The organism is Rahnella sp. CG8 (assembly GCF_023701875.1).
GTDB classification, from domain to species: domain Bacteria; phylum Pseudomonadota; class Gammaproteobacteria; order Enterobacterales; family Enterobacteriaceae; genus Rahnella; species Rahnella aceris.
Map to the genome: position 1 here is coordinate 24,823 of NZ_JABAED010000014.1, position 21,910 is coordinate 46,732.

General features: G+C 53.7%; 16 protein-coding genes. 3 read left to right on the forward strand and 13 right to left on the reverse strand.

The window, feature by feature from the left end:
- The first annotated feature begins 91 nt into the window (after positions 1–91).
- Positions 92–1,078 (forward strand): 2-hydroxyacid dehydrogenase, encoded by a 987-nt coding sequence (locus HGO41_RS14410; RefSeq protein WP_013575400.1) that lies wholly within the window; start codon positions 92–94, stop codon positions 1,076–1,078.
- Between the two features lie 76 nt (positions 1,079–1,154).
- Here the strand turns inward: HGO41_RS14410 and HGO41_RS14415 are convergent, their stop codons facing one another.
- From HGO41_RS14415 to HGO41_RS14435, 5 genes are all read right to left on the reverse strand, one after another.
- The gene (locus tag HGO41_RS14415; RefSeq protein ID WP_112152479.1) at positions 1,155–2,084 is read right to left on the reverse strand and encodes a metallophosphoesterase; all 930 of its coding nucleotides are present in this window, start codon (positions 2,082–2,084) and stop codon (positions 1,155–1,157) included.
- Positions 2,085–2,104: 20 nt separating this feature from the next.
- Positions 2,105–2,920: a carbohydrate ABC transporter permease gene (locus HGO41_RS14420; RefSeq protein ID WP_013575398.1), complete on the reverse strand. Its 816-nt coding sequence runs from the start codon at positions 2,918–2,920 to the stop codon at positions 2,105–2,107.
- Positions 2,917–3,828, reverse strand: coding sequence for a carbohydrate ABC transporter permease (locus HGO41_RS14425; protein ID WP_250981160.1), 912 nt, complete (start codon positions 3,826–3,828; stop codon positions 2,917–2,919). Before HGO41_RS14425 ends, HGO41_RS14420 begins: the two co-directional genes overlap by 4 nt.
- A gap of 16 nt (positions 3,829–3,844) precedes the next feature.
- The gene (locus HGO41_RS14430; RefSeq protein WP_217243675.1) at positions 3,845–5,125 is read right to left on the reverse strand and encodes an ABC transporter substrate-binding protein; all 1,281 of its coding nucleotides are present in this window, start codon (positions 5,123–5,125) and stop codon (positions 3,845–3,847) included.
- A 65-nt stretch (positions 5,126–5,190) separates the two neighbouring features.
- On the reverse strand, positions 5,191–6,294 hold the full coding sequence (locus tag HGO41_RS14435; RefSeq protein ID WP_013575395.1) for an ABC transporter ATP-binding protein: 1,104 nt from the start codon (positions 6,292–6,294) through the stop codon (positions 5,191–5,193).
- A gap of 213 nt (positions 6,295–6,507) precedes the next feature.
- Here HGO41_RS14435 and hslJ point away from each other — a divergent pair, with 213 nt between their 5' ends.
- Complete coding sequence (hslJ, locus tag HGO41_RS14440) at positions 6,508–6,930, forward strand: heat shock protein HslJ (RefSeq protein ID WP_112198606.1); 423 nt, start codon at positions 6,508–6,510, stop codon at positions 6,928–6,930.
- Between the two features lie 50 nt (positions 6,931–6,980).
- On the opposite strand, the gene HGO41_RS14445 is transcribed toward hslJ, so the two are convergent.
- Positions 6,981–7,262: a putative hemolysin gene (locus HGO41_RS14445; protein WP_112152475.1), complete on the reverse strand. Its 282-nt coding sequence runs from the start codon at positions 7,260–7,262 to the stop codon at positions 6,981–6,983.
- 512 nt (positions 7,263–7,774) lie between these two features.
- Between HGO41_RS14445 and nifJ the strand changes: the two genes are divergently transcribed.
- Positions 7,775–11,305, forward strand: coding sequence for a pyruvate:ferredoxin (flavodoxin) oxidoreductase (nifJ, locus tag HGO41_RS14450; protein WP_250981161.1), 3,531 nt, complete (start codon positions 7,775–7,777; stop codon positions 11,303–11,305).
- A gap of 180 nt (positions 11,306–11,485) precedes the next feature.
- Here nifJ and HGO41_RS14455 read toward each other — a convergent pair whose 3' ends face one another.
- The 7 genes from HGO41_RS14455 to HGO41_RS14485 form a co-directional block, all read right to left on the reverse strand.
- Entirely contained in the window at positions 11,486–14,143 is a 2,658-nt protein-coding gene (locus HGO41_RS14455; protein WP_250981162.1) for a family 78 glycoside hydrolase catalytic domain, read from the reverse strand.
- A gap of 47 nt (positions 14,144–14,190) precedes the next feature.
- The gene (locus HGO41_RS14460) at positions 14,191–15,489 is read right to left on the reverse strand and encodes an MFS transporter (protein WP_037033933.1); all 1,299 of its coding nucleotides are present in this window, start codon (positions 15,487–15,489) and stop codon (positions 14,191–14,193) included.
- A gap of 108 nt (positions 15,490–15,597) precedes the next feature.
- The gene (locus HGO41_RS14465; RefSeq protein ID WP_112152472.1) at positions 15,598–16,464 is read right to left on the reverse strand and encodes a helix-turn-helix domain-containing protein; all 867 of its coding nucleotides are present in this window, start codon (positions 16,462–16,464) and stop codon (positions 15,598–15,600) included.
- 252 nt (positions 16,465–16,716) lie between these two features.
- Entirely contained in the window at positions 16,717–17,427 is a 711-nt protein-coding gene (locus HGO41_RS14470) for a FadR/GntR family transcriptional regulator (protein WP_013575388.1), read from the reverse strand.
- Positions 17,428–17,521: 94 nt separating this feature from the next.
- Complete coding sequence (locus HGO41_RS14475; protein WP_013575387.1) at positions 17,522–18,298, reverse strand: SDR family NAD(P)-dependent oxidoreductase; 777 nt, start codon at positions 18,296–18,298, stop codon at positions 17,522–17,524.
- Between the two features lie 10 nt (positions 18,299–18,308).
- Positions 18,309–20,447 (reverse strand): heparinase II/III domain-containing protein, encoded by a 2,139-nt coding sequence (locus HGO41_RS14480; protein WP_153375384.1) that lies wholly within the window; start codon positions 20,445–20,447, stop codon positions 18,309–18,311.
- A complete protein-coding gene (locus HGO41_RS14485; protein WP_250981163.1) occupies positions 20,444–21,787 on the reverse strand; it encodes an alginate lyase family protein in 1,344 nt (447 codons plus the stop codon). The genes HGO41_RS14480 and HGO41_RS14485 overlap by 4 nt, the downstream gene beginning before the upstream one ends.
- Positions 21,788–21,910 lie beyond the last annotated feature (123 nt).

Sequence of the window (21,910 nt, forward strand, 5' to 3'; positions counted from 1 at the left end):
ATATTGCGAATTGTTTCTGAAACTGTTTATTCCTTATAAAACATGCGGAAGCCGTTTCGCCAGAGATTCAAACTCACTGCGGAGAAACACCATGAAAGTGGCTGTCTACAGTACTAAAAATTACGACCGGAAATATCTGGAACTGGTCAACGCGCATTATGGCTATGAACTGGAATTTTTCGACTTTCTGCTGACCCCGCAAACAGCGAAAACGGCGGTAGGTGCCGATGCAGTCTGCCTTTTCGTGAATGACGATGGCGGCCGCGAAGTGCTGCAGGAACTGGCCTCTCTGGGCATTAAAACGCTGGCACTGCGCTGTGCGGGCTTTAACAATGTCGATTTAGATGCCGCAAAAGAACTGGGAATTTCGGTGGTGCGCGTACCGGCTTATTCGCCGGAAGCGGTGGCTGAGCATGCAGTGGGAATGATGATGTGTCTTAACCGCCACATCCATCGCGCTTATCAACGCACGCGTGAAGCCAACTTCTCGCTGGAAGGTCTGATCGGTTTTAACATGTATCAGCGCACCGCCGGTATTATCGGTACGGGTAAAATTGGCGTGGCGACGATGCGGATCCTGAAAGGTTTCGGCATGCGCATTCTGGCGTTTGATCCGTATCCCAGCCCGCTGGCCCTCGAACTCGGCGCGGAGTATGTCGACCTGGATACGCTGTATGCCGAATCCGATGTCATTTCGCTGCACTGCCCGCTGACACCGGAAAATCATCATCTGCTTAATGCAGAAGCCTTCTCCAAAATGAAAGACGGTGTGATGATCGTCAACACCAGCCGTGGCGGATTACTGGATGCCACTGCCGCTATCGATGCCCTGAAAAAGCAAAAAATCGGCGCACTGGGCATGGACGTTTACGAGAATGAACGCGATTTATTCTTCGAAGACAATTCTAACGAAGTGATCCTTGATGACGTCTTCCGTCGTCTGTCGTCCTGCCACAACGTGCTGTTCACCGGCCATCAGGCCTTCCTGACCAGCGACGCACTGACCAGCATTTCAGAAACGACGTTGTTGAATATTGATCAGCTGTCGAAAGGTGTGGTCTGCCCGAACCTGCTTTAATCACGTAATCAGCATCATCATTATAAGGCTCACTCCGGTGAGCCTTTTTACTTTCTGCATCTGCGCTGCAACACACTCAGCGGCTCAGCACCCGGCTGATTTCCGGGCCGTAGCCGGTGAGGGTCAGGACATCATCAGCCAGCGTGACCGAGGAAAATGGCAGGCTGCTTTCGCCGTCGACCATACCTTTCAGCGTAATAAAATCAGTATTGTCTACACGGTCATAACCGCCACGGTGATCGTGACCGGCGAAATAGGCGCGAACGTCGTACCGGCACAGCAATTCCACCAGCGTTTCACAATTCCACAGGTTGTGGCTGTTAACCGGTGTCAGCGGATAATGGCCGAAAACCAGTACCACCTCGCACTGCTCACGCGCCTCAAGCAGGTTTTTCTCAATCCATTCAAGCTGTTTCGGCCCGACCGCACCGTTCCAGGGCTGCGCCTGCGACTGCTGACATTCTGTCAGTTCTTCCAGCATATATTCTGCTAACTGGCGGTCATCGGCATTGGCGTGGTTGCAATACAAACTGACGTCGTTACCGTCGATGACCAGAAAACGATAGCCCGGCAAACTGAACGAATAATAACTTTTCGGTAAACCGATGGCCGGTTTCTGCGCCCCGAGATGCTCGGAAATCACCTGCGCGTCGTGGTTGCCGATCACCGCCGCATGCGGGTGGCGCAGCGCCTCATAACGGGCAAGAACGGCCTGAAAACTGCTCCAGTCGCGGTCCACCAGATCACCCAGCGTGACCACAAAATCGAGTTTGAGATCATTAAGCTCATTGATGGCGGTGGCCAGTTTATTCAGGCTGTTGCGGTAATAACGGATTTTTTGGGGTTCGGCATCCGCATACTGCGGGTCGGCAATCAGCCCGAAGCGCAGCCGTGTGCCAGTGACCAGCCCATCGTGAACGTCCGGCAACTGATAAAATGCACTCACGTTGCCCAGCGCCAGCGCCTGCCGTTCGGATATCAAAGGGGATAAAGTGGTGACGGCCATAACATTCTCCTGTCGGGATCTTAACGGATCCCTGCCCGCATAAAGGATTGAACAAACTGACGCTGAAATATCAGAAATAACACCAGCAGTGGCAACACGGTCATCAGGGTGGCGGCACTGATCAGCGCCCATTGCACGCCCTGCTCCGGCGCGGAAAACAACTGTAGTCCGACCGTCACCGGCCGCACTTTGACGGAATCGGTGATCACTAACGGCCAGAGAAAATCGTTCCAGTGGAAGCTGATGGAAACCAGTGCAAAAGCGACATAAATCGGTTTCGCCAGCGGGATATAGATTTTGCGCAGGATATAAAACCGGCTGGCGCCTTCCACAATGGCGGCTTCTTCCAGCACCAGCGGAATACTTTTAAACGTCTGGCGCAGCAGGAAAATGGCAAACGCCGAGGCAAAATACGGCAGCGCGATGCCCGCCAGCGTGTCACGCAACCCGAGCGCGCCAATGGTTTTGTAGTTGTTCAGGATCAGCACATCGGGGCTTATCATCAGTTGCAGCAAAATCAGCGCGAAGATAAAGCCTGCCCCTTTCAGTTTAAACCGCACCAGCGCGTAAGCCGCCAGCGTCGCCAGAATCAGCTGGCACACCACAATCATCATCACCAGTAAAGTAGTGTTCATGAAGTAGCGCGCGAAAGGTGCCGCCTGCCAGGCGTTGATGAAATTCTGAAAAGTCAGCGGCGCAAACAGCGAAAAACTGCCCTGCACTGACGCCGGATGAATCGCCACCCAGACCGCGACCAGCACCGGTAAAAACCACAGTAACGCCGCCAGCCAGATGGCGAGATTCAGGATCAGGCGGCTGAAAGAAAACGGTTTCACTGATAATGCGCCCTTTTATCCAGCAGGTTGAATTTAATCAGCGCGATGACAGCGAGGATCACCAGTAACACCACGGTCATTGCCGACGCAGCCGGTAAATCCCAGTAACTGAACGCCGTGCGGTAGATGTAAAACAGCAGCAAACTGGTGCTGTTGTTCGGCCCGCCATTGGTCATCGCAATCACCTGATCGACAATCCTGAATGCATTCATCGAGGCGTTGATCAGCACGAATAATGTGGTTGGCATCAGCAGCGGCCACTGTACCCGGTGGAAGAAATAGCGCCGTGATGCCCCTTCGATTTCTGCCGCTTCGGCCAGCCGCGGGTCGATTTGCTGTAATGCGGCAAGGTAGAAAATCATGAAGAACCCGGCCTCGCGCCAGACTGAAACTGCCATCAGGCTGTAGAGTGCCGTGCCCGGTTCACCCAGCCAGTTGACCGCGGGTAGCGAAAAGAGCGCCAGCATTTTGTTGAGCAAACCGAGTTGCGGCGTATAGAAAAATAGCCACAGATTGGCAATCGCCACCATCGGCAGCAGCGAAGGAATAAAGAAAGCGGCGCGGGTCAGCGCATTGCCGCGCAGACGACGGTTGACCGCCAGCGCCATCAGCAGCGCAAGGACAACCGACAGCGGGATGGTGATAAGGGCGTAGAGCAGATTGTTGCGTAACGACAACATAAACACGTCGTCGTCCAGCAGCGCACGGTAGTTATCCAGCCCGACAAACTGCGGCGGATGCCCGCTGCGGGCAGCGCTGAACAGACTTTCCCACACCGTTGCCAGCGCCGGATAGTGGGTAAACAGCAGCAGAAAGCCCAGCGCGGGCAGCAGCAACAGATAGCCGTAAAGTTGTAATGACAACCCGCGTGTGCGGGTGGCCGGAAGAACCGCGTGAAATGTGCTCATGCTGTTCCTTTCGCGCTTACTGATACGGTTTCAGCAGGCGGTCAGCCTGTTTCTGCGCCGAACTCAGCGCGTCTGCCGGCGTTTTTGCCTGTGTGACCGCAGCTTCAATCGCGTGGTTCATCAGTTCCTGAATTTGCACACTGTTATAGGTCGAGAGTTCCGGCTGCGAATATTTCAGTTGTTCGCGGGCCACAAGCGCCTGCGGCACCTGTTTCACATAATCCTGCATGACCGGGGTTTCCCACGCAGCAGGCGATGTCGCGACATAACCGGTGGCGATACTCCAGCGCGCCGCCTGTTCAGGGGCAGAAACCCAGCGGATAAATTCCAGTGCCGCTTTCTGTTGTTCCGGCGTGGTGTTTTTGAAGACGTAAAGATTACCGCCGCCGGTCGGGCTGCCACGCTGGGTTTTCTCCGGCAGCATCGCCACACCGAACGGGAATTTCGCGTTCTCACGCACGGTCGTCAGATTGCCGGTCGTCGTGACCATCATCGCCGTTTTGCCGTCGATAAAGTCCTGCGGTGTGGTGCCCCAGGCGATGGTGCCCTTCGGTGACACCGCTTCTTTCTGCGACAAATCGGTCAGCCATTGCAGGGCTTCCACATTGGCGGGTGTGTCAAATGTCACTGCCGTGCCTTTGCCATTATCCAGATGGCTGCCGTTGGTGGCCGCAATCCCCTGGAAATTCCAGTAACCGTTCGGCGTGGACGGGATTTCAATGCCCCACTGCTTCACTTCAGAACCGTCACGCACCACCAGTTTTTTGCCGAAATCGACCACCTGCTGCCAGCTGGCAGGCGGCGTGTCGCCATTCAGACCCGCCTTCTCAAACGCCTGTTTGTTCCAGTACAACACCACCGTCGAACGCTGAAACGGAATGCTCCAGACTTTGCCCTGAATGTGGCGGATAAAGGCCGGATAGAAGCCGTCGATCCATTTTTTACCGTCTGCGTCATTCGCCAGATCGCTGACCGGCAAAATCGCGCCCGCGTCGATCAGGGAATACGCTTCAATATCGCCGATCACCGCAATTTGCGGGGCATTGCCGCCACGAAACGCCGTCAGCGCTTTGGTCACTGTGGTGGCGTAATCACCGGTATACACCGGCTGAATGCTGATATCAGGATGTGTTTTCTGGAAATCTTCCACCAGAGTATCCACCGTATGACTGATTTTCCCGCCGACAGCAATCGGGTAATACATTTGTAATTTCACCGGTTCTGCCGCAAAAGCAGAGGTGCAGGAGATGAGCAGAACGGCGGTAGCGAGACGTGAAAAACGGTGAACAGATGACATAGTTTTCCCTTCGGCAATAGGCGTTGTATGAGTCAATAAAAGTGAATAACGGCAAAAAATGACAACTACACGGCAACTCTGTGATCTGACGGTAAACAGGATTGCTCAGCGTGGAAGCAGCGTTTTCCGTCTGCTGTAATGAAAAAATATTGTGCGCCCGTGGTCCATTGCAGACCGACCCTCTGACCATCAGCAAAGCGTTTCATGCCCGCGACTTTCACGGTCATTAGCTCGGGATATCCGGCAAGTGCGCAGGCCACCAGGGTGTCCGCCCCCATGTATTCATGGCTGACCACCCGGGCGGTCAGGCTGGCGTGTTCAGGCGAAATCAGCTGAATATCTTCGGCGCGCAGGCCGAGACTCAGGGCGTTTTCGTTGAGGTTTTCCACCACCGGCAGCGGCGTACCGGCGAGATAGTGATGCTGCCCGCGGCGTTCGAGCGGCAGAATATTCATTGGCGGCGCACCGATAAATTGCGCGGCAAAAATGCTGGTCGGGTTGTTATAAAGGTTATCCGGGGTGTCGTGTTGCTCGATGCGGCCATCGTTGAGCAAAATGATTTTGTCCGCCATGCTCATCGCTTCGGTCTGATCGTGCGTGACATACAATAAGGTCAGGCCGAGCTTCTTCTGAATTGCACGGATTTCGCGGCGCATACTCTGGCGCAGTTTGGCGTCGAGATTGGAAAGCGGTTCGTCCATCAGGCACAGCCTGTTGTTGGCAATCACCGCCCGGCCCAGCGCCACGCGCTGTTGCTGACCGCCGGAAAGCTGCGAAGGTAAGCGGTCGAGCAGCGGCTCCAGTTCCATCAGCCTGCTGACGTCCGCCAGCCGCGATGCAAAATGACGCTTGTCTTCGCCACGCGCACGCAGGCCGAAAAGCAGATTTTCGCGCACATTCATGTGCGGGAATAACGCGTAAGACTGAAACACCATCGACAGTTTACGCTGCGAGGGTGCCAGCGACGTGACATCGGATTGCTGAAAATACAACGTACCGCTTTCCGCCGTTTCCAGCCCGGCGATGGTGCGTAATAACGTCGATTTTCCGCAGCCGGAAGGACCGAGCAAGGCAATAAAATCACCCTCTTCCACATCAAAACTGATGTCATTGAGGGCCACTTTCGTCCCCCAGGATTTCCGGATGTGATGCAGTGATAGGTAGCTCATGCCGCTGTAAGTCTCTCTGACCGATGATGGGCATAACCTATCGGGCTAAAATGACGCTTTTATGATCGGGAGATGACGGGATAAAGACGGGATAAAGACGGACAAGGTTTTAAGTCCCATTCATTCACGCTATAATACGCCAACAAATATCGCATAAGTCAGTTGAATATATCGACATGGCGAATGCCAAAGGAATATTTCTCAGGAGAGAAGATGAAGAAGTCACTGTTTGTTCTGGCCGCCGCGATGACCCTGGGGGCGTGCAGCATGAATCAGAATACCGCCGTTAAACAGACCGATTTGCAGCATCACCGTTTTGAGTTGCTGAGCGTCGATGGTCAGACGGTTCCTGCCGCGCAAGGGCGCATTCCGGACATTGAGTTCGGCTCAAACATGCACGTTTCGGGAAAAATGTGTAATAACTTCATGGGTCAGGGCCAGTTGCAAAACAACGTGCTGACCGTGAAAGGACTGGCATCCACCATGATGATGTGCCCGGATGAAAACCTGAATAAGTGGGATCACGTGATCAGCGATGTGCTTAATAACGGCGCGGCGCTGACCTTGCAGGAAAACAAACTGACCCTGACGCAAGGTAAACACCAGTTGATTTATCGTCTGAAAGACCGGATGTAAATTTATTGCCACATTAACTGCAAAAACGCCAGACGACTGTCTGGCGCTTATCAGGCTTTACACACACCCTGCATCAAAGCACTTTCCGAGCACTGACGACCATTAGCCATCGAACACATACCGACGCGGCTGCCATCAAGTTGCGGTGCCATCCGTAATTGCCCGCCCGCCATCGAACAGGCTGCATACGCCGGGCTATCCATATTAACGATACGTTGCCCGATATTAACGCTGTTGCCTTTTTGTGGAACGTCAGCCGAATCGTCGTGGCTGCTGCATGCGGCTAACACCAGCACACCGGCGGCCAGTAACACGCGAAACGCAGTGATCATCTGTCCTGCTCCTGAATATGACGGGGATTTTTTTGCGAATCGCCATCATATCCGACGTTTTTCGCCTGCGTCGAGCCTTTCGGCAAAATAACATCAACTTTTTCCTAAAATAATCTCAAATTTAAACACTCAGACACATTTTATTTCGGCCGGTTATTTCTTTAACGCATAAAACCAACAGTAATTAACCGCTTTTCCCGCTGCATTCGCGGAAAAATATAATGATAAGGCGCTTATATGCTGACTGAATTTGTCGAAAGATATTCATTAATCATCACGCGCGCCCTTCACGCCCCTATTTAGCCGCTGTCCCGAACCGGCTTCTGCACGGCAGCTAATAATAATCCCAGTGCCTTGGGTTATTCAGTAACCGCTTAAAATATCAGCCGAAATAGCCCTGCACACAATCAGGATAAATCGATTAATCCGCCCTCTGCTAAGCTTTTAACATTCCCGCCAGCAACCGACTTTTCCGCTGGCTGCCATTGTGAGCAAAGCAAAAAAGGTATTCCATGATCACCACTGATGGTAATAATGCAGTCGCTTCCGTGGCTTATCGTACCAACGAAGTGATTGCTATCTACCCGATCACCCCCAGTTCAACCATGGCCGAAATTGCCGGTGCCTGGTCAGGCGAAGGGAAGAAAAATTTGTGGGGCGATGTCCCGACGGTAATGGAAATGCAGTCGGAAGCCGGTGCGATTTCCACGGTGCATGGCGCGTTGCAGACCGGCGCACTGTCGACCTCGTTCACCTCGTCTCAGGGTCTGTTGCTGATGATCCCGACGCTGTACAAGCTGGCCGGTGAACTGACGCCGTTCGTGCTGCATGTCGCTGCGCGCACCGTAGCCACCCACGCGCTGTCCATTTTTGGCGATCATTCGGATGTGATGGCCGTACGCCAGACCGGTTGCGCCCTGCTCTCTGCCGCCAGCGTGCAGGAAGCGCAGGATTTCGCGCTGATTTCTCAGGTTGCCAGTCTCAACAGCCGCGTGCCGTTTATTCATTTCTTCGACGGTTTCCGGACCTCGCACGAAATCAACAAAATTGCCCCGCTCAGTGATGACACGCTCCAGCAGATGTTGCCGCAGGCGCAGATTGATGCGCATCGCGCCCGTGCTCTGTCGCCGGACCATCCGGTGATCCGCGGCACCTCCGCCAACCCGGACACTTATTTCCAGTCCCGCGAAGCCACCAATCCGTATTACAACGCCACCTGCCAGCACGTCATTGATGCGATGAATGCTTTTGCCGTCCTGACCGGCCGTGAATATAAGCCGTTCGAATATGTTGGCGATCCGCAAGCCGAACGGGTGATTGTGCTGATGGGTTCCGGCATCGGCACCGCCGAAGAAGTGATTGAAACCCTGAATGCCCGTGGCGAAAAAGTCGGCGTACTGAAGGTCCGGCTGTACCGTCCGTTCAGCGCCGGACATTTGCTGTCCGTGCTGCCACAAAGTGTGAAAAGCATCGCGGTGATGGATCGCACCAAAGAGCCGGGCGCGCTGGCTGAACCGTTATACCTCGACGTGATGACCGCGCTGGCCGAAGCCTATTCCCGTGGCGAACGCGATTCACTGCCAAAAGTGAGCGGCGGCCGTTACGGATTATCCTCGAAAGAATTCGGGCCGGATTGCGTGCTGTCGGTGTTCCGCGAACTGTCGCTCAGCCAGCCGCGTCCGCGCTTTACCGTCGGCATTTATGACGACGTCACCGGCCTTTCCCTGCCGGTGGTGGAAGAAGCGTTGCCGCAGCACGCGTCGCTCGAGGCCCTGTTCTACGGGCTGGGCAGTGACGGTTCGGTGTCGGCCACCAAAAACAATATCAAAATTATCGGCAACAGCACGCCGATGTATGCGCAGGGTTATTTTGTCTACGACTCCAAAAAGGCCGGTGGCCTGACGGTGTCGCATCTGCGCGTCAGTGAAAAGCCGATCAAATCCGCGTATCTGGTGAGTCAGGCGCATTTCGTTGCCTGTCACCAGTGGCAGTTTATCGATCTGTATCAGATGGCAGAACGCCTGCGTCCGGGCGGGATTTTCCTGCTCAATACGCCGTTCAGCGCTGATGAAGTCTGGGTGCGTTTACCGCTGGAAGTGCAGGCGACACTTATCCAGCGCGAAGCCCGTTTCTATGTGATTAACGCTGCCAAAATTGCCCGCGAATGCAAACTCGGCGCGCGCATTAACACCGTCATGCAGATGGCGTTCTTCCACCTGACGCAGATCCTGCCGGGCGAACAGGCGCTCGCCGAATTGCAGGGCGCGATTGCCCGCAGTTACCGCAGCAAAGGCGAAGAGATCGTCACCCGCAACTGGATGGCGCTGGCCGCTACGCGGGAAGAACTGGTCTCCGTGCCGCTGCAGGCGATCCCTGAAAATCCGCGCAAACGCCCGCCGATTGTTTCCGACGCCGCGCCGGATTTCGTCAAAACTGTCACCGCTACCATGCTGGCCGGTCTTGGCGATGCCCTGCCAGTTTCCGCGTTCCCGCCGGACGGCACCTGGCCGACTGGCACCACGCAATGGGAAAAACGCAACATTGCCGAAGAAGTGCCGATCTGGAAACCGGATTTGTGTACCCAGTGCAATCATTGCGTCGCCGCCTGTCCGCACTCGGCGATCCGCGCCAAAGTGGTTCAGCCGGAATTTATGGCAGATGCGCCGTCTGCCCTGCAATCGCTGGATGTGAAATCCCGCGACATGCGCGGTCAGAAGTACGTGTTGCAGGTCGCACCGGAAGACTGCACCGGCTGTAATCTGTGCGTTGAAGTGTGTCCGGCGAAAGACCGTCAGGATCCGTCCATCAAGGCCATTAATATGGCGGATCGCATCGAACATCTGGAAGAAGAACGCGCCAATTACGATTTCTTCCTCAAACTGCCGGAGATTGATAAAACCACGCTGGAACGCATTGATATCCGCACGTCTCAGCTGATCACCCCGCTGTTCGAGTATTCCGGTGCCTGCTCCGGGTGTGGTGAAACGCCTTACATCAAACTGCTGACCCAGCTTTATGGCGACCGTTTGCTGATCGCCAATGCCACCGGCTGTTCGTCTATTTATGGCGGTAATCTGCCTTCAACGCCGTACACCACTAACGCCGAAGGTCGCGGTCCGGCATGGGCAAATTCGCTGTTTGAAGACAACGCCGAGTTCGGGCTGGGCTTTCGTCTGACGGTGGATCAGCACCGCCGCCGCGTGCTGCGTCTGGTTGCATCGCTGGCGGAACATATTCCGGCGGACGTCCTCGGTGGCCTGCGCAATGACACGTCCACGCCTGAAGTGAAACGCGGGCATGTCACGGCACTGCGTAAAATTCTGGCAGACATCGACACGCCGGATGCGCGTCAGTTAGCCACCGACGCCGATTATCTGGTGGATAAATCCATCTGGCTGATTGGCGGTGACGGCTGGGCGTATGACATTGGTTTCGGCGGCCTGGATCACGTCTTAAGCCTGACCGAAAACGTCAACGTGCTGGTGCTCGATACCCAGTGTTATTCCAACACCGGCGGACAGCAGTCGAAAGCGACTCCGCTCGGTGCAGTCACGAAATTCGCAGAACAGGGAAAACGCAAATCACGCAAAGACCTGGGAGTGAGCATGATGATGTACGGTCATGTGTATGTGGCGCAGATTTCACTCGGCGCGCAGCTTAACCAGACCGTCAAAGCCATTCAGGAAGCCGAAGCTTATCCGGGGCCGTCGCTGATTATCGCGTACAGCCCGTGTGAGGAACACGGCTATGATCTGGCGCTCAGTCACGACCAGATGAAACAACTGACTACCACCGGTTTCTGGCCACTGTACCGCTTCGATCCGCGTCGTGTCGAAGAAGGCAAACCGGCACTGGCCCTCGATTCAAGACCGCCTTCCAGCGGGCTGACCGATACGCTCAATAATGAACAACGGTTCAGAAGACTGAACTCCCAACAGCCGGAAGTAGCAGAGATGTTGTATGCGGCGGCAGAGAAAGAGTTACAGGCTAAATATGACTTTTTAGCCATGCTGGCGGGGAAGAAGACCGAGCCGGAGTCTTGAATTTTTAAACTGTGAGTTGAGAAAAAAACGCGGTCGGCTCCCTCCCCTGCGAAGGGGAGGGTTGGGGTGGGGTATCACAGACAAATCAAAAAGTTAACCTGTGCTTTGACGGCCGTTTTGTCTGCTAAACCCCCTCCCGACCTCCCCCTTCGCAGGGGGAGGAGCAAACAAGCGACCTCACTAAACTAACCGGTATTCCACCCGATATTCCCCCGATCCCACCTCAGCGGTATACCCGTCAGCACAGCGCACAAAATCAATCCCATCCGTTTCCTGCAAGCTTTGACCGTCCGTCAGGACAAGTGTGGCGGTGGTATTGGCCGGAATACTGACCTTAAGAATCACCTGCTGATCACTCACTTCCCAGCGTACCCCAATCGCACCATAGATTGACTGATAACGGGTATCCAGCCAGCTCAGGCCGCCGCCGGTCTGCGGTTTGATGATGACGTGTTTGAATCCGGGCTGTTCCTCATCAGCTTCAATCCCTGCCGCCACGCGGTAGAGCCATTCCCCCACCGCGCCGTAAGCGTAGTGATTGAAGGAATTCATGTCCGCGCTCCACATGCTGCCGTCCGGTTTGATGCCGTCCCAGTGTTCCCAGACAGTGGTGGCACCGGCTTTCACCTGATACAGCCACGAAGGGAAATCCTCTTTCAGCAGTAAATTCCAGGCTTCTTTAGTACGGCCATTCTGGCTGAGTGCGTGACAGAAATACGGCGTGCCGACGAAGCCGGTCACCAGATGCCCGTCGTGCTCGTTGAGCAATTCAACCAGCGTATCGGTGGTGCGCTGGCGGAATTCGTCAGGGACCAGATTGAAGTACAGTGCCAGAATATGCGCGGTTTGCGTTCTGGCCGCCAGACGACCCGATGGCGTAAAGAACTCCTCCTGAAAACGACGGACAATCGCCTGATGCAAGGCAGTGTAATGTTGATAGTCTTCAGTACGATTCAGCGCTTTGGCGGCTTTGGCGAACAATTGCGTGGAATAAGCGTAATACGCCGTGCAGGTCAGGTCGTTTGGGGTAGCACCGAAATAACTGCCCTCTTTGGCATCCAGCGCCACCCAGTCACCAAACTGTAATTTGTAATGCCAGATGTAATTTTCCGCATGCGCGGTCATGAAATCAATCCAGCCTTTCATGCTGGCATACTGGTTTTCCAGCACGTTGGTATCGCCATACATCAGGTACATTGTCCACGGGTTGATCACCGCGGCATCAGCCCAGGCCGAGGCAGAATGGGTTCCGCCTTCAGACAACAGGCGGTCCTGGCCACAGTAACCGGTCAGAATATCCGGAATAACGTGCGGCACACCGCCCTCAGCCGTCTGGTCATAACGAAGATCGGTCAGCCATTTGGCGAAGAAATTGCGGGTTTGCATCAGATAACTCGCCGTACGGCAAAAAATCTGCGCATCCCCCGTCCAGCCAAGCCGCTCGTCACGTTGCGGGCAGTCCGTCGGCACGTCGACAAAGTTACCTTTCAGCCCCCACAGAATATTGTGGTGTAACTGATTCAGATCCGGGTTTGAACAGGCGAAAGACCCGGTCTGCTCCATATCGGAATGCAAAACAATGGCGGTGAAGTTATTCAGATCCAACTGCGCCGGATATTCCTCAACCTTCACAAAGCGGAAACCTTGCCAGGTGAAGTGCGGATGCCAGGTTTCTGCCCCTTTACCTTTGAGCACATATTCAGTGCGCTGTCGGGCAGAACGCAGATTATCGAGATACACATTGCCCTCTGCGTCCAGCACTTCAAAGTGGCGTAACACGACTTTATCGCCCGCCTTGCCGCTGACCGTAAACTCTACCCAGCCACTGAGATTCTGGCCAAAATCAATGACTGTGTCGCCTTGCGGCGTGGTGAGCAGCGCAACAGGCTTAATTTCTCCCATTTTCCTGACCCTGTTGCTTCCCTGCGCCACCAGTGTGGATTTTTCATGCATCGCCAGACTGACCGGACGCCATCCCTTCTCTGCGAACCCTTTCACGCACCAGCCGGGGATTTCCCTGCGCGCATCGTAAGTTTCGCCGTCATAGATTTCTGAAAACAGAATGGCGGAATCCTGCCCTTTCCAGCTTTCATCGCTGACCACAATTTCATGCGAGCCATCGTTATAATTTATGACCAGTTGGGAAATAAGCGCGCTCCGTTCACCATAATAATTGCGATGACGGCTGAAGCCCATATCGCCTTTGTACCAGCCCGCACCGACAATAGCGCCAATAACGTTTTCGCCTTTTTCCAGATGTCCCGTCACATCATAAGTCTGATAAAGTAAATGATGGTGATAACTCGTCCAGCCTGGCGTCAGGGCATCTTCTCCGACTTTATGACCGTTGAGATGTAATTCATAAAGTCCGAGTGCACTGACATGAATAAATGCAGACTGAATATCTTCCGCACGGTTCAGAACAAAAGGTTTTCGCAATAATGTTGCGCCGGAATTGTCTTTATCTGCCGACGTTTCGGCGGTAATAAAATCAGCCAGCCATTCATGGCTATACAGCACGCCGGAAATCATCTCCGCAGGTGAACTCCAGGCACTGGTTTCGCCATAATTATCACGTATCTGTACACGGATAAAATAATGCTGCGAGGATGTGAGCATTAATTCCGTCAGGGAAACATTATTTGAACATTCGCTTTCCTGCCATTCGCCGCGAAGCAGGATATTATCAAAATTCTGATCCTGGCTGATCTGGATCCGGTAAGCAGTTTGCCGGACATTTCTGTTATGGCTTTCAATTTCCCAGCCTAATACAGGCAGTTCCTGCACACCGTGCAATGCAGATTCCTGATTTACTGTAAGTCTGATCACTGCGAGCATAATGCCTTACTCCTCATGTAATGTTGTCTGAGCGGTAAACTAAACAACTAGATTTGCTTTATAGCGGATGCCGGATATTGTGTTGCCGGTTCTTTAATAACCGTACCGGCTTCGCTGTTAAATTCATTCCTTTGCTTGCCGTGGAAACAGATCCAGCCGATCAATAAACCGGAAGCCACCGTAGAGGATAAGATGAAATACAATACCAGCGGACCGGCATCAAGCAGCAGTGGCGTAATGAATGCCAGCACACCGCATAACAACCGGGAAATAGCGACAATAATACCTTGTGCTGTAGACCGGAGCATGGTCGGGAAGGATTCCTGCGACCAGACTTTCATTATCCCTTCGAAGGCCAGACCGCTGCCTATCGCGGTAAAGAATAAACAACAGAACCAAGATACGGGTGAAAAGTTAAATACTACCGGCAGGAAGAATCCTCCCGCAAAACAAAATGCCCCCATAATAAACGCGGGGATACGTTTCGGTGTATCGACAAAGCGCATAAACATGATCCCGGCAAATACCCCGACCGGCATGGTCAGCAGGTTCCACAGCGAGTGTTGCCCGACGGAAATACCCACTACGTTAACTGCAATATAAGTCCCAAACTGACCGCCGGTATTCGCTGCAAGATTGGTAAAAGTATAGAACAGACACAACGCAATAAACGGCCACAGATATTTCCCGTGGATAAGATCTTTAAACGACGCTTTCTGCGCACGCACCGTGACAATGCCTGCACGCCGTTCGTTTCGGGCAATCAGCCATAAAGGCGACTCCGGGATCGTACAGCGCAACGCCAGCAGAACGACGGCCACCACGCAGACATGCAGATACATAATCTGCGCACCGGGCCTTCCCCAGTCGCCCACCATGGCAGAAATTGCCATCGTGGTGCCAATCCCCAAAAACCACAGCAGATTCGACAATCCGATAATTTTCCCGCGATTTTTATCCGTCGCCGCTTCAGCAATGGTCGCCAGTGATACCGGTAAGTCTGCACCGGTAGCTAACCCGACCAACAATGTGCCAGTCAGCAGCACCGGAAAGGTATTGCCGAATGCCAGCAGCAGCGTACCGATAATGATCATTGCCATGGTGACAATAAACACTTTTCGTCGGCCATAACAATCCCCCAGTCTGCCGCCCAGAAATGCACCCAGTGCAATACTCAGGGTTAATATGCCAGAAAGTATGCCTATCTGAGCTGATGTTGTCCCTATCGTTTTCTGATAAATAACCAGGGCCGTTCCGTTTGAAACAATCGCGGCTGAATCAATATATGACGCCATGCCGGAAACCACCCCGACGTACCAGGGATTAGGTTGTTTAGTGGTTGACATAATAATGTCCTTCAGAGGTAATGGTGAATAAAAAAGTCCGTGAGCTATCCTTAATTCTTAGTGTTGTTATGGTTTTATATTATTAATTCTTATTATTGAATTTTGTTTTTAATAGCGTGTTTTAATCACACTGTTACTGACTCTCATTCGCTCCTGAGAGGGTGTTCTGTGAAACTCTTTTTTATAGGCTTCCGTCAGACGTGATGGGGTGGAAAAACCGCACACGGTGGCTATTTTCCCGACAGTTAAATCTGAGGTACGCAATAATTCCTGTGTTTTTAACAGACGGTAACGCTGCTGAAATTTTTCAGGTGTAAATCCTGTCATCTCTTTTATAAATCTGAACATCGTTCTTTTTGCCACACCACTTTCTTCACATAAATAATCCCAGTTGATGCTGCATGTGTAATTCTCGCGTAAATAATTCAGCAGATGTCGCTTGCCGGAATCTGTCGGGCTGGCCCGGCATTCCTTGCGGGTCGCACACTGGTACAGGATGACCATCATCGAAAATAAATAAGACTCTGCTGTGGCAAAGTAGGCGTTGTCGTAACAGGCATCACTTTGTCGGGTGATTTTATCGGTCAGCTCAATAACTTTCGTCAGTTCCTCGTCCGTTAATCCTGCACGCCGCTTTTTTATCGAGGCAGTATAATCTTTGATCCCCGCAGTCAGTTGTCCAATATTATTGAGAAAATAAAACGGGCGCTCTTTATGGAGCAAAATATTAGTAATTGACAGCTTATTGGTGGATTCATAACAATGGACATCATGAGCGCTGACGATGAAAAAATCGCCTTTATGAATAAATTCCGCCTGGTCGTTGATTATATGAAACCCGCTGCCGTTGCGGACAATAACCAGCTCATCAAACTCATGCCCGTGTACATCTTCCATCGACTGGCGATTCATATCGAATAAACTGAAAGCATGATGTTCCGAGAGAAAGAAATCACTGACCTTGAGTATTTTCATATATTCACCGGGTTAATAACTAAAATAAATATCGTTAATCACTCTGCGCCATAAAATGTTATGTCCTGATAAAATGATTAGACCGTAATAATTATGACAAGTCTATATAACCCACTGGCACTGGGGCGTAACCGCCCGTGACGTTTGTTTCATTTTTGTATCAGTGAGCTCATTTGAGGATCATCAGACATAAAAAATGCGCAGAGAGATCTGCGCATCGGGAGGAACGGCATGAAACGGTTTTGCTGAATGTTATGTCTGATGCAACCGGTGCTTATGCCCTTTCATCAGACTCAGCGAGGCAGAAAATGCCGCACCTTCGTCACCGGCCATAATCGCTTCGTAAATACGTTTATGTTCACTGAGGCACATGCCCCCTTCTTTTGAGGAATACTCAAAGAACCATTTGAAAATGGTGGTCAGCACGTTGCCGAACGGCACGTAAAAACAGTTTCCGGAGGAAATGAAAATCATCCGGTGGAACTGCGTATCGATATCGACCCAATGTTGTGCATCGAAGTTTTCGGCTACGTGACACATCTGGCGATAAATTCTTGAGAGTTCAATGCGTTGCTCTTTACTGGCGTTCACCGCCGCCAGCGCGGTGGCGTGCGGTTCAATCGCTTTGCGAAATTCCAGAAACTGGTGGTAAATATCTTCCGTCGCTTCCATGCCCTGCATCCACTCCAGCAACTGCGGATCCAGCATGTTCCATTGCGGACGCTCTTTCACGCGGGTGCCGATTTTTGGCCGCGACTCCAGTAATCCCTTGGAGGTCAGCAGTTTCAGCGCTTCACGCAACGCAGTACGGCTGACGCCAAACTGTTCGCCCAGCTCGATTTCACTCGGCAGTATCGCGCCTGACGCCAGTTCGCCCGAAAGAATTTTGCGGGCGATGTCGCGGGCGATATGGGTATTCAGGCCACGGGTCATGCCTGCGGCGGTTTCAAACTGCATCGTCATGCTCTTCCCTTTTTCCTGTGCAGATTGCCGACATCATAGTTCAGGTGGCGGCGCGCTGCATGCCCCCGCCACACTGAAACACCCGAACTGTGCGCTACGGCGCCATCTGGCCGCCATTCACATCCAGAATCTGGCCGGTGATGTAACCACTGCAGGCGTGCGAGGCGAAAAACAGGTAAGACGGCGCCAGTTCTTCAGCGGTGCCGAAACGACCCATGGCGATGGAGCCGGCGATTTTTTCGCGCACTTCTGCGCTCTTATCCGCGTGAAAAACGGTGTCGATGGTGCCGGGCGCGATCACGTTAAAGCGGATATTGTCCCGGGTGAATTCTTTCACCCAGTTGCGGTGCACATTGTGCAGCCAGGCCTTTGAAGCGGCGTAGAGACTGGCACCCGGCCCGCCGCCTTCGCGTCCGGCAATCGAACCGGTGCTGATCACCGATGTGGTTTTGCCGCTTTGTTTCGCCGCGTGACGCAGATGCGGAATAGCAAATTTTGTGACCATCAGCGCCGAACGGGCATTGAGATCCATCACATGGTCATAAAAATCATCGTCAATGCTTTCCAGCCCCTGACGTCCGCCCAGGCCGCCCGCGTTATTAATCAGCACATCAATGCCACCAAAGCGTTCGACAAAACTCGCCACCAGCGCTTCGCACTCGGCCGACTTCGTCACATCCGCACCAAAATAGGCCACTTCGCCGCCGTTCTTAGCGATATCAGCCGCCAGTTTGTCCAGGCTGGCATCATGACGATGGCCGTTAATCCCGACTTTTGCGCCCGCTGCGGCAAATGCCTGCGCCGCCGCCAGCCCGATACCTTTGGTTGAACCGGTGATCAAAACACGCTGACCTTTCAAATCGTTAAACATAGTGACTCCTTTATGATTCAGGGATGTTCAGAGGTGAAACGGATTGCCACGCCACGCTGAACGCATCTTCCGCAGCCGGTGCGGTGCGGTTGCTGATGCGGACGTTCAGTGTCCGGTTGGCGGCAAAGTAAATATTCAGTTCGGTTTGCACGTCGTCATGGCTGACCACGCTGACGCGTTCAACCTTGCCGCGCGCGTCAAGGGACGTTTCGCTGGCTTCATCAAAATAGCCGTGGGTTTCAAACACGCTGGCGAAAATGGCGTTTGTCCCCCGGGTTCGCAGCAGTAAAGCGGGTTCATTACGCAGGTTAAAATTCGGATCGCTGGCCCCGGTGCGGGCGACAATCAGTTCGCCACCGTCGGGAAAGGCGCTGACCAGGGTGCGGTAACTGTCGCCGTCAAGCCAGCTGAATAAGGCCGAATCTCCCGCCGCAATATCAGACCTCGCGCAATCCCATAAATGCTGATAGCCGTGATCTTCGCCGAGTGGCGTCAGCTGGCTGGCAGCATCAAGAGCGGCATCAGTGCGGACAAACTGACCGAGATGATGCAGGCAATAATCGTACTGATGCGGCTCATGGCTGGTAAGCCGGAACACATCGACGATCAGCGGCGAAGACAGTTCCGGCAGGCTCAGCATCAGCACCGTTCGTTGCTGGTTCACCCCCGGATAATAATCATTAAGCCGCGCACTCATCCCCTGACAGGCCGGATTACCCGTGACGAAGAAATGCGGTTCGCCCCAGCGTGTTTCGGCTTCAAGGCTGTTGCCGCCATTCTGGCTTTGCCCGTCAACCACCACGGTGTTGTGCGCGACGGTCTGCTTGCAGTAACTATTGTTTTCAGGAATATAGCGGCCACCGAATTTAGGCTCGACGTTGACCCAGCGGCCAAAGCCGTAATCACGCAGGAACTCGCGTCCGCCGCTGAACAGGCTAAGATGCAGGCCGTCAAAGTGGCCGTGATTGAGCGCCGAATGCAGGCGGGGAATGCTGCCGTGCTGGCCGTACCACATCAGCGCCATGTCCTGATTTTCTGCGTCACTGCGTAAAATCCCGATGCCGCCCTGCGTGCCTTGCGGACCATCGCGCAGTTCTGCGCTGCCCCAGTCCACGGGCGTTGCCGGGGCTTTTTTCAGGGCAGCAGAGAGTTTCAGCGCGGCCGCACTCACCCACACCGTTTGCTGTTGTTGTGCGACAGCAATCCACTGCGGATTGTGGCCATAGCGGGAATAGCAGACGCTGGCGGCGATCACCGCGCCGTCATCACGGATATTGATGGTTTTAGAGGAATCATTCAGCGCAGGCCAGACGCCGTCGGGGAATGCGGTCTGCATCAGGGCTTCACAGGTTTTACGGATAATCTGCTCACGGAACTGATAAATCTGTAAATCCGGCTGACGCCGTTCAATGGCCTCCGCCAGCAGTAACAACGGGCGCAACGCAAAGCGGTGGTAATACGGCCCTTCGATATAATAACCGTCCGGCGAAAAAAGCTGGCTGAGCTGGGCAAAGAATCCACCACTTTCACTGTCGCCTTTCAGGCCATATAAGGCTTTTTCTACCAGCGATGCATCGCCCAGCACATAACCGCTGATCGCCGCTGCGGCCACCGACCAGATACCGTGGTTATGCACGATATCGAAATCACGGCTATGCCGGTTCAGCGCATCATCTGCCATCACCTGAAACAGGTTAGTTTCGATATGTTCCCGCTGAGCCGCGCTAAGCGATGGCATCACACAGTGGTAGCCTTCGACGGCGTACAGCCAGAACATATTTTCATTCAGGGTCTGATGGAACAAACGACCGGGCGCATTACTGTCTTTGCTGGTCGCGCTGCCCAGCGAGGGATAAATGTCGGCGTAACCGGTCAGCAGCGCCAGCGCGTAATCGCCATAACGTGGCTCACCGGTGATCAGCGCTAAACGCCCCGCCAGATTGATTCCCAGATAGTTTTGCTTGTGCTGCGTATGCTCAGGGCCACCGGCCTCGCCGTGACCGGGAATCGTCAGCGGCTGCACGAGCATGTTTTCCAGCGTGGTGATTTGCGCACGCAGCGCCGCACCCAAAGGAGAATCTGCATTAATCTGTCCGCGCAGTTCATCCGCTTCGCCCGCGCTTATCTGCAACGGCTGCCAGTGATTCATTTATGCATCTCCTGAGGCTGTGGCGCGACATATCCTGCCGCAAACGATGGCAATGACAGCAGCCAGGTTTCGCGTTCAGCCTCCATCACCGCGCCACGGGTCAGGTCTTCGTGGTATCCGCCGGAAGCCGGTTTCACCGCTGGCGGCAAGGTGAATTTCGCGCTGCGGATGTATTGTTCGTAACGGTTTTCACCCGTAGCGTTATCCGCCCAGGACAGCAACGGCACCGGACGCACACGGATCTGATCCAGTGACTTGTATGGCCAGGGCACTGACGGATCGGTAAAGCGCGCCATGAAATCCAGCGAGGTCAGCACGCTGCCGCCTTGTGGTGTTTTGTAATGCCAGAGGTCAATGCCGTTTTTCTGCGCCAGCACCGCCATCATGCTGATTGCCTGCAAATTGAAGTAGCTGTAATGAAACGAACGCGTGCGCGCCAGCTCGGCAGGCTGCGTGCCATCGGGTTTGAGTTGCACATCCAGCTTGCTTTTCATCAGCTTCGCCATGTCGCCAGTCAGCGCTTTATCGCCCAGATACCAGGCAATACCGGAGACTTGTGTCACATACCAGTTACCGTGATTGTTCTCCGTTCGCCCTTCTTTTTTCGCGATTTTACTGCCCTGCAACCACTGCAGATAATCCTGCATCCACGCCCGCATTTGCTGTTCGTCGTTATCTGTCCAGGCCGGATTTCCGCGCAACAGCACTAACGAATCGACAATTCGGGTGGAGAAATAGCGGCCATCCAGCACACCGGCGTTACGTCCCGGCGAAATGCCCGGCACGCCCTGCGCATAATTCAGATTCGGGTTCATGCGCGTTTCCGGGTTGATAAACCAGGTGCGCAGCAGGCTGGCGGCTTTATCGGCGTATTTCTGTTCGCCGGAGAAATACCACGCCAGCGTCAGGTTCTGCACCCGTGCGGTAAAATCGGCCAGCCGCACGCCATCACTCTGGTCGTTTTTACTGGCGGGATTCACATGACCGTCCTTGCGCACCCACGGCAGTCCGTCGGGTGTGCTGTCGTCCGGCCACCAGTACGCACTCAGGCTGAGATAATCATGCTTCGAGCCTCCCGGCGGCGTCATGCCTTTGTCGGTCACGCTCAGCTCAGGCTTGTTCAGGGCGGAATCCGCCGCGGCCAGCAAGTGCTGATACGCCTCCGCCGTTTGCGGTGCCGCACGGTGATCGTGCAGTTGCTGGCGGACAACAGACATTTGCGCCGTATTCAAAAATGCCGGTTCCGCAGCCAGTGCTCCGGCAGAACCCGTCATCAGCGTCAGCAACAGCACCAGGCTGGCCGTCACTCCTTTTCCATTACTGCACAGCATTAACGTCATGTATTCTCCCGGCTCCGCGCCATTTCCCCGTTGAGATTTCACGCTTTAGTCATACTAATAAAGCAATGAACCTTCATTTTCGCCAGCCAGAATTGACTTAAAAGCCGATATTAGGCCAAACAA

What these genes read in the sequence shown, in the direction of transcription:
- HGO41_RS14480 (WP_153375384.1), bottom strand. Translation starts at nt 20,447, where the DNA reads ATGAATCACTGGCAGCCGTTGCAGATAAGCGCGGGCGAAGCGGATGAA.
- HGO41_RS14415 (WP_112152479.1), bottom strand. Translation starts at nt 2,084, where the DNA reads ATGGCCGTCACCACTTTATCCCCTTTGATATCCGAACGGCAGGCGCTG.
- HGO41_RS14455 (WP_250981162.1), bottom strand. Translation starts at nt 14,143, where the DNA reads ATGCTCGCAGTGATCAGACTTACAGTAAATCAGGAATCTGCATTGCAC.
- HGO41_RS14475 (WP_013575387.1), bottom strand. Translation starts at nt 18,298, where the DNA reads ATGTTTAACGATTTGAAAGGTCAGCGTGTTTTGATCACCGGTTCAACC.
- HGO41_RS14430 (WP_217243675.1), bottom strand. Translation starts at nt 5,125, where the DNA reads ATGTCATCTGTTCACCGTTTTTCACGTCTCGCTACCGCCGTTCTGCTC.
- nifJ (WP_250981161.1), top strand. Translation starts at nt 7,775, where the DNA reads ATGATCACCACTGATGGTAATAATGCAGTCGCTTCCGTGGCTTATCGT.
- hslJ (WP_112198606.1), top strand. Translation starts at nt 6,508, where the DNA reads ATGAAGAAGTCACTGTTTGTTCTGGCCGCCGCGATGACCCTGGGGGCG.
- HGO41_RS14435 (WP_013575395.1), bottom strand. Translation starts at nt 6,294, where the DNA reads ATGAGCTACCTATCACTGCATCACATCCGGAAATCCTGGGGGACGAAA.
- HGO41_RS14410 (WP_013575400.1), top strand. Translation starts at nt 92, where the DNA reads ATGAAAGTGGCTGTCTACAGTACTAAAAATTACGACCGGAAATATCTG.
- HGO41_RS14445 (WP_112152475.1), bottom strand. Translation starts at nt 7,262, where the DNA reads ATGATCACTGCGTTTCGCGTGTTACTGGCCGCCGGTGTGCTGGTGTTA.
- HGO41_RS14460 (WP_037033933.1), bottom strand. Translation starts at nt 15,489, where the DNA reads ATGTCAACCACTAAACAACCTAATCCCTGGTACGTCGGGGTGGTTTCC.
- HGO41_RS14470 (WP_013575388.1), bottom strand. Translation starts at nt 17,427, where the DNA reads ATGACGATGCAGTTTGAAACCGCCGCAGGCATGACCCGTGGCCTGAAT.
- HGO41_RS14485 (WP_250981163.1), bottom strand. Translation starts at nt 21,787, where the DNA reads ATGACGTTAATGCTGTGCAGTAATGGAAAAGGAGTGACGGCCAGCCTG.
- HGO41_RS14425 (WP_250981160.1), bottom strand. Translation starts at nt 3,828, where the DNA reads ATGAGCACATTTCACGCGGTTCTTCCGGCCACCCGCACACGCGGGTTG.
- HGO41_RS14465 (WP_112152472.1), bottom strand. Translation starts at nt 16,464, where the DNA reads ATGAAAATACTCAAGGTCAGTGATTTCTTTCTCTCGGAACATCATGCT.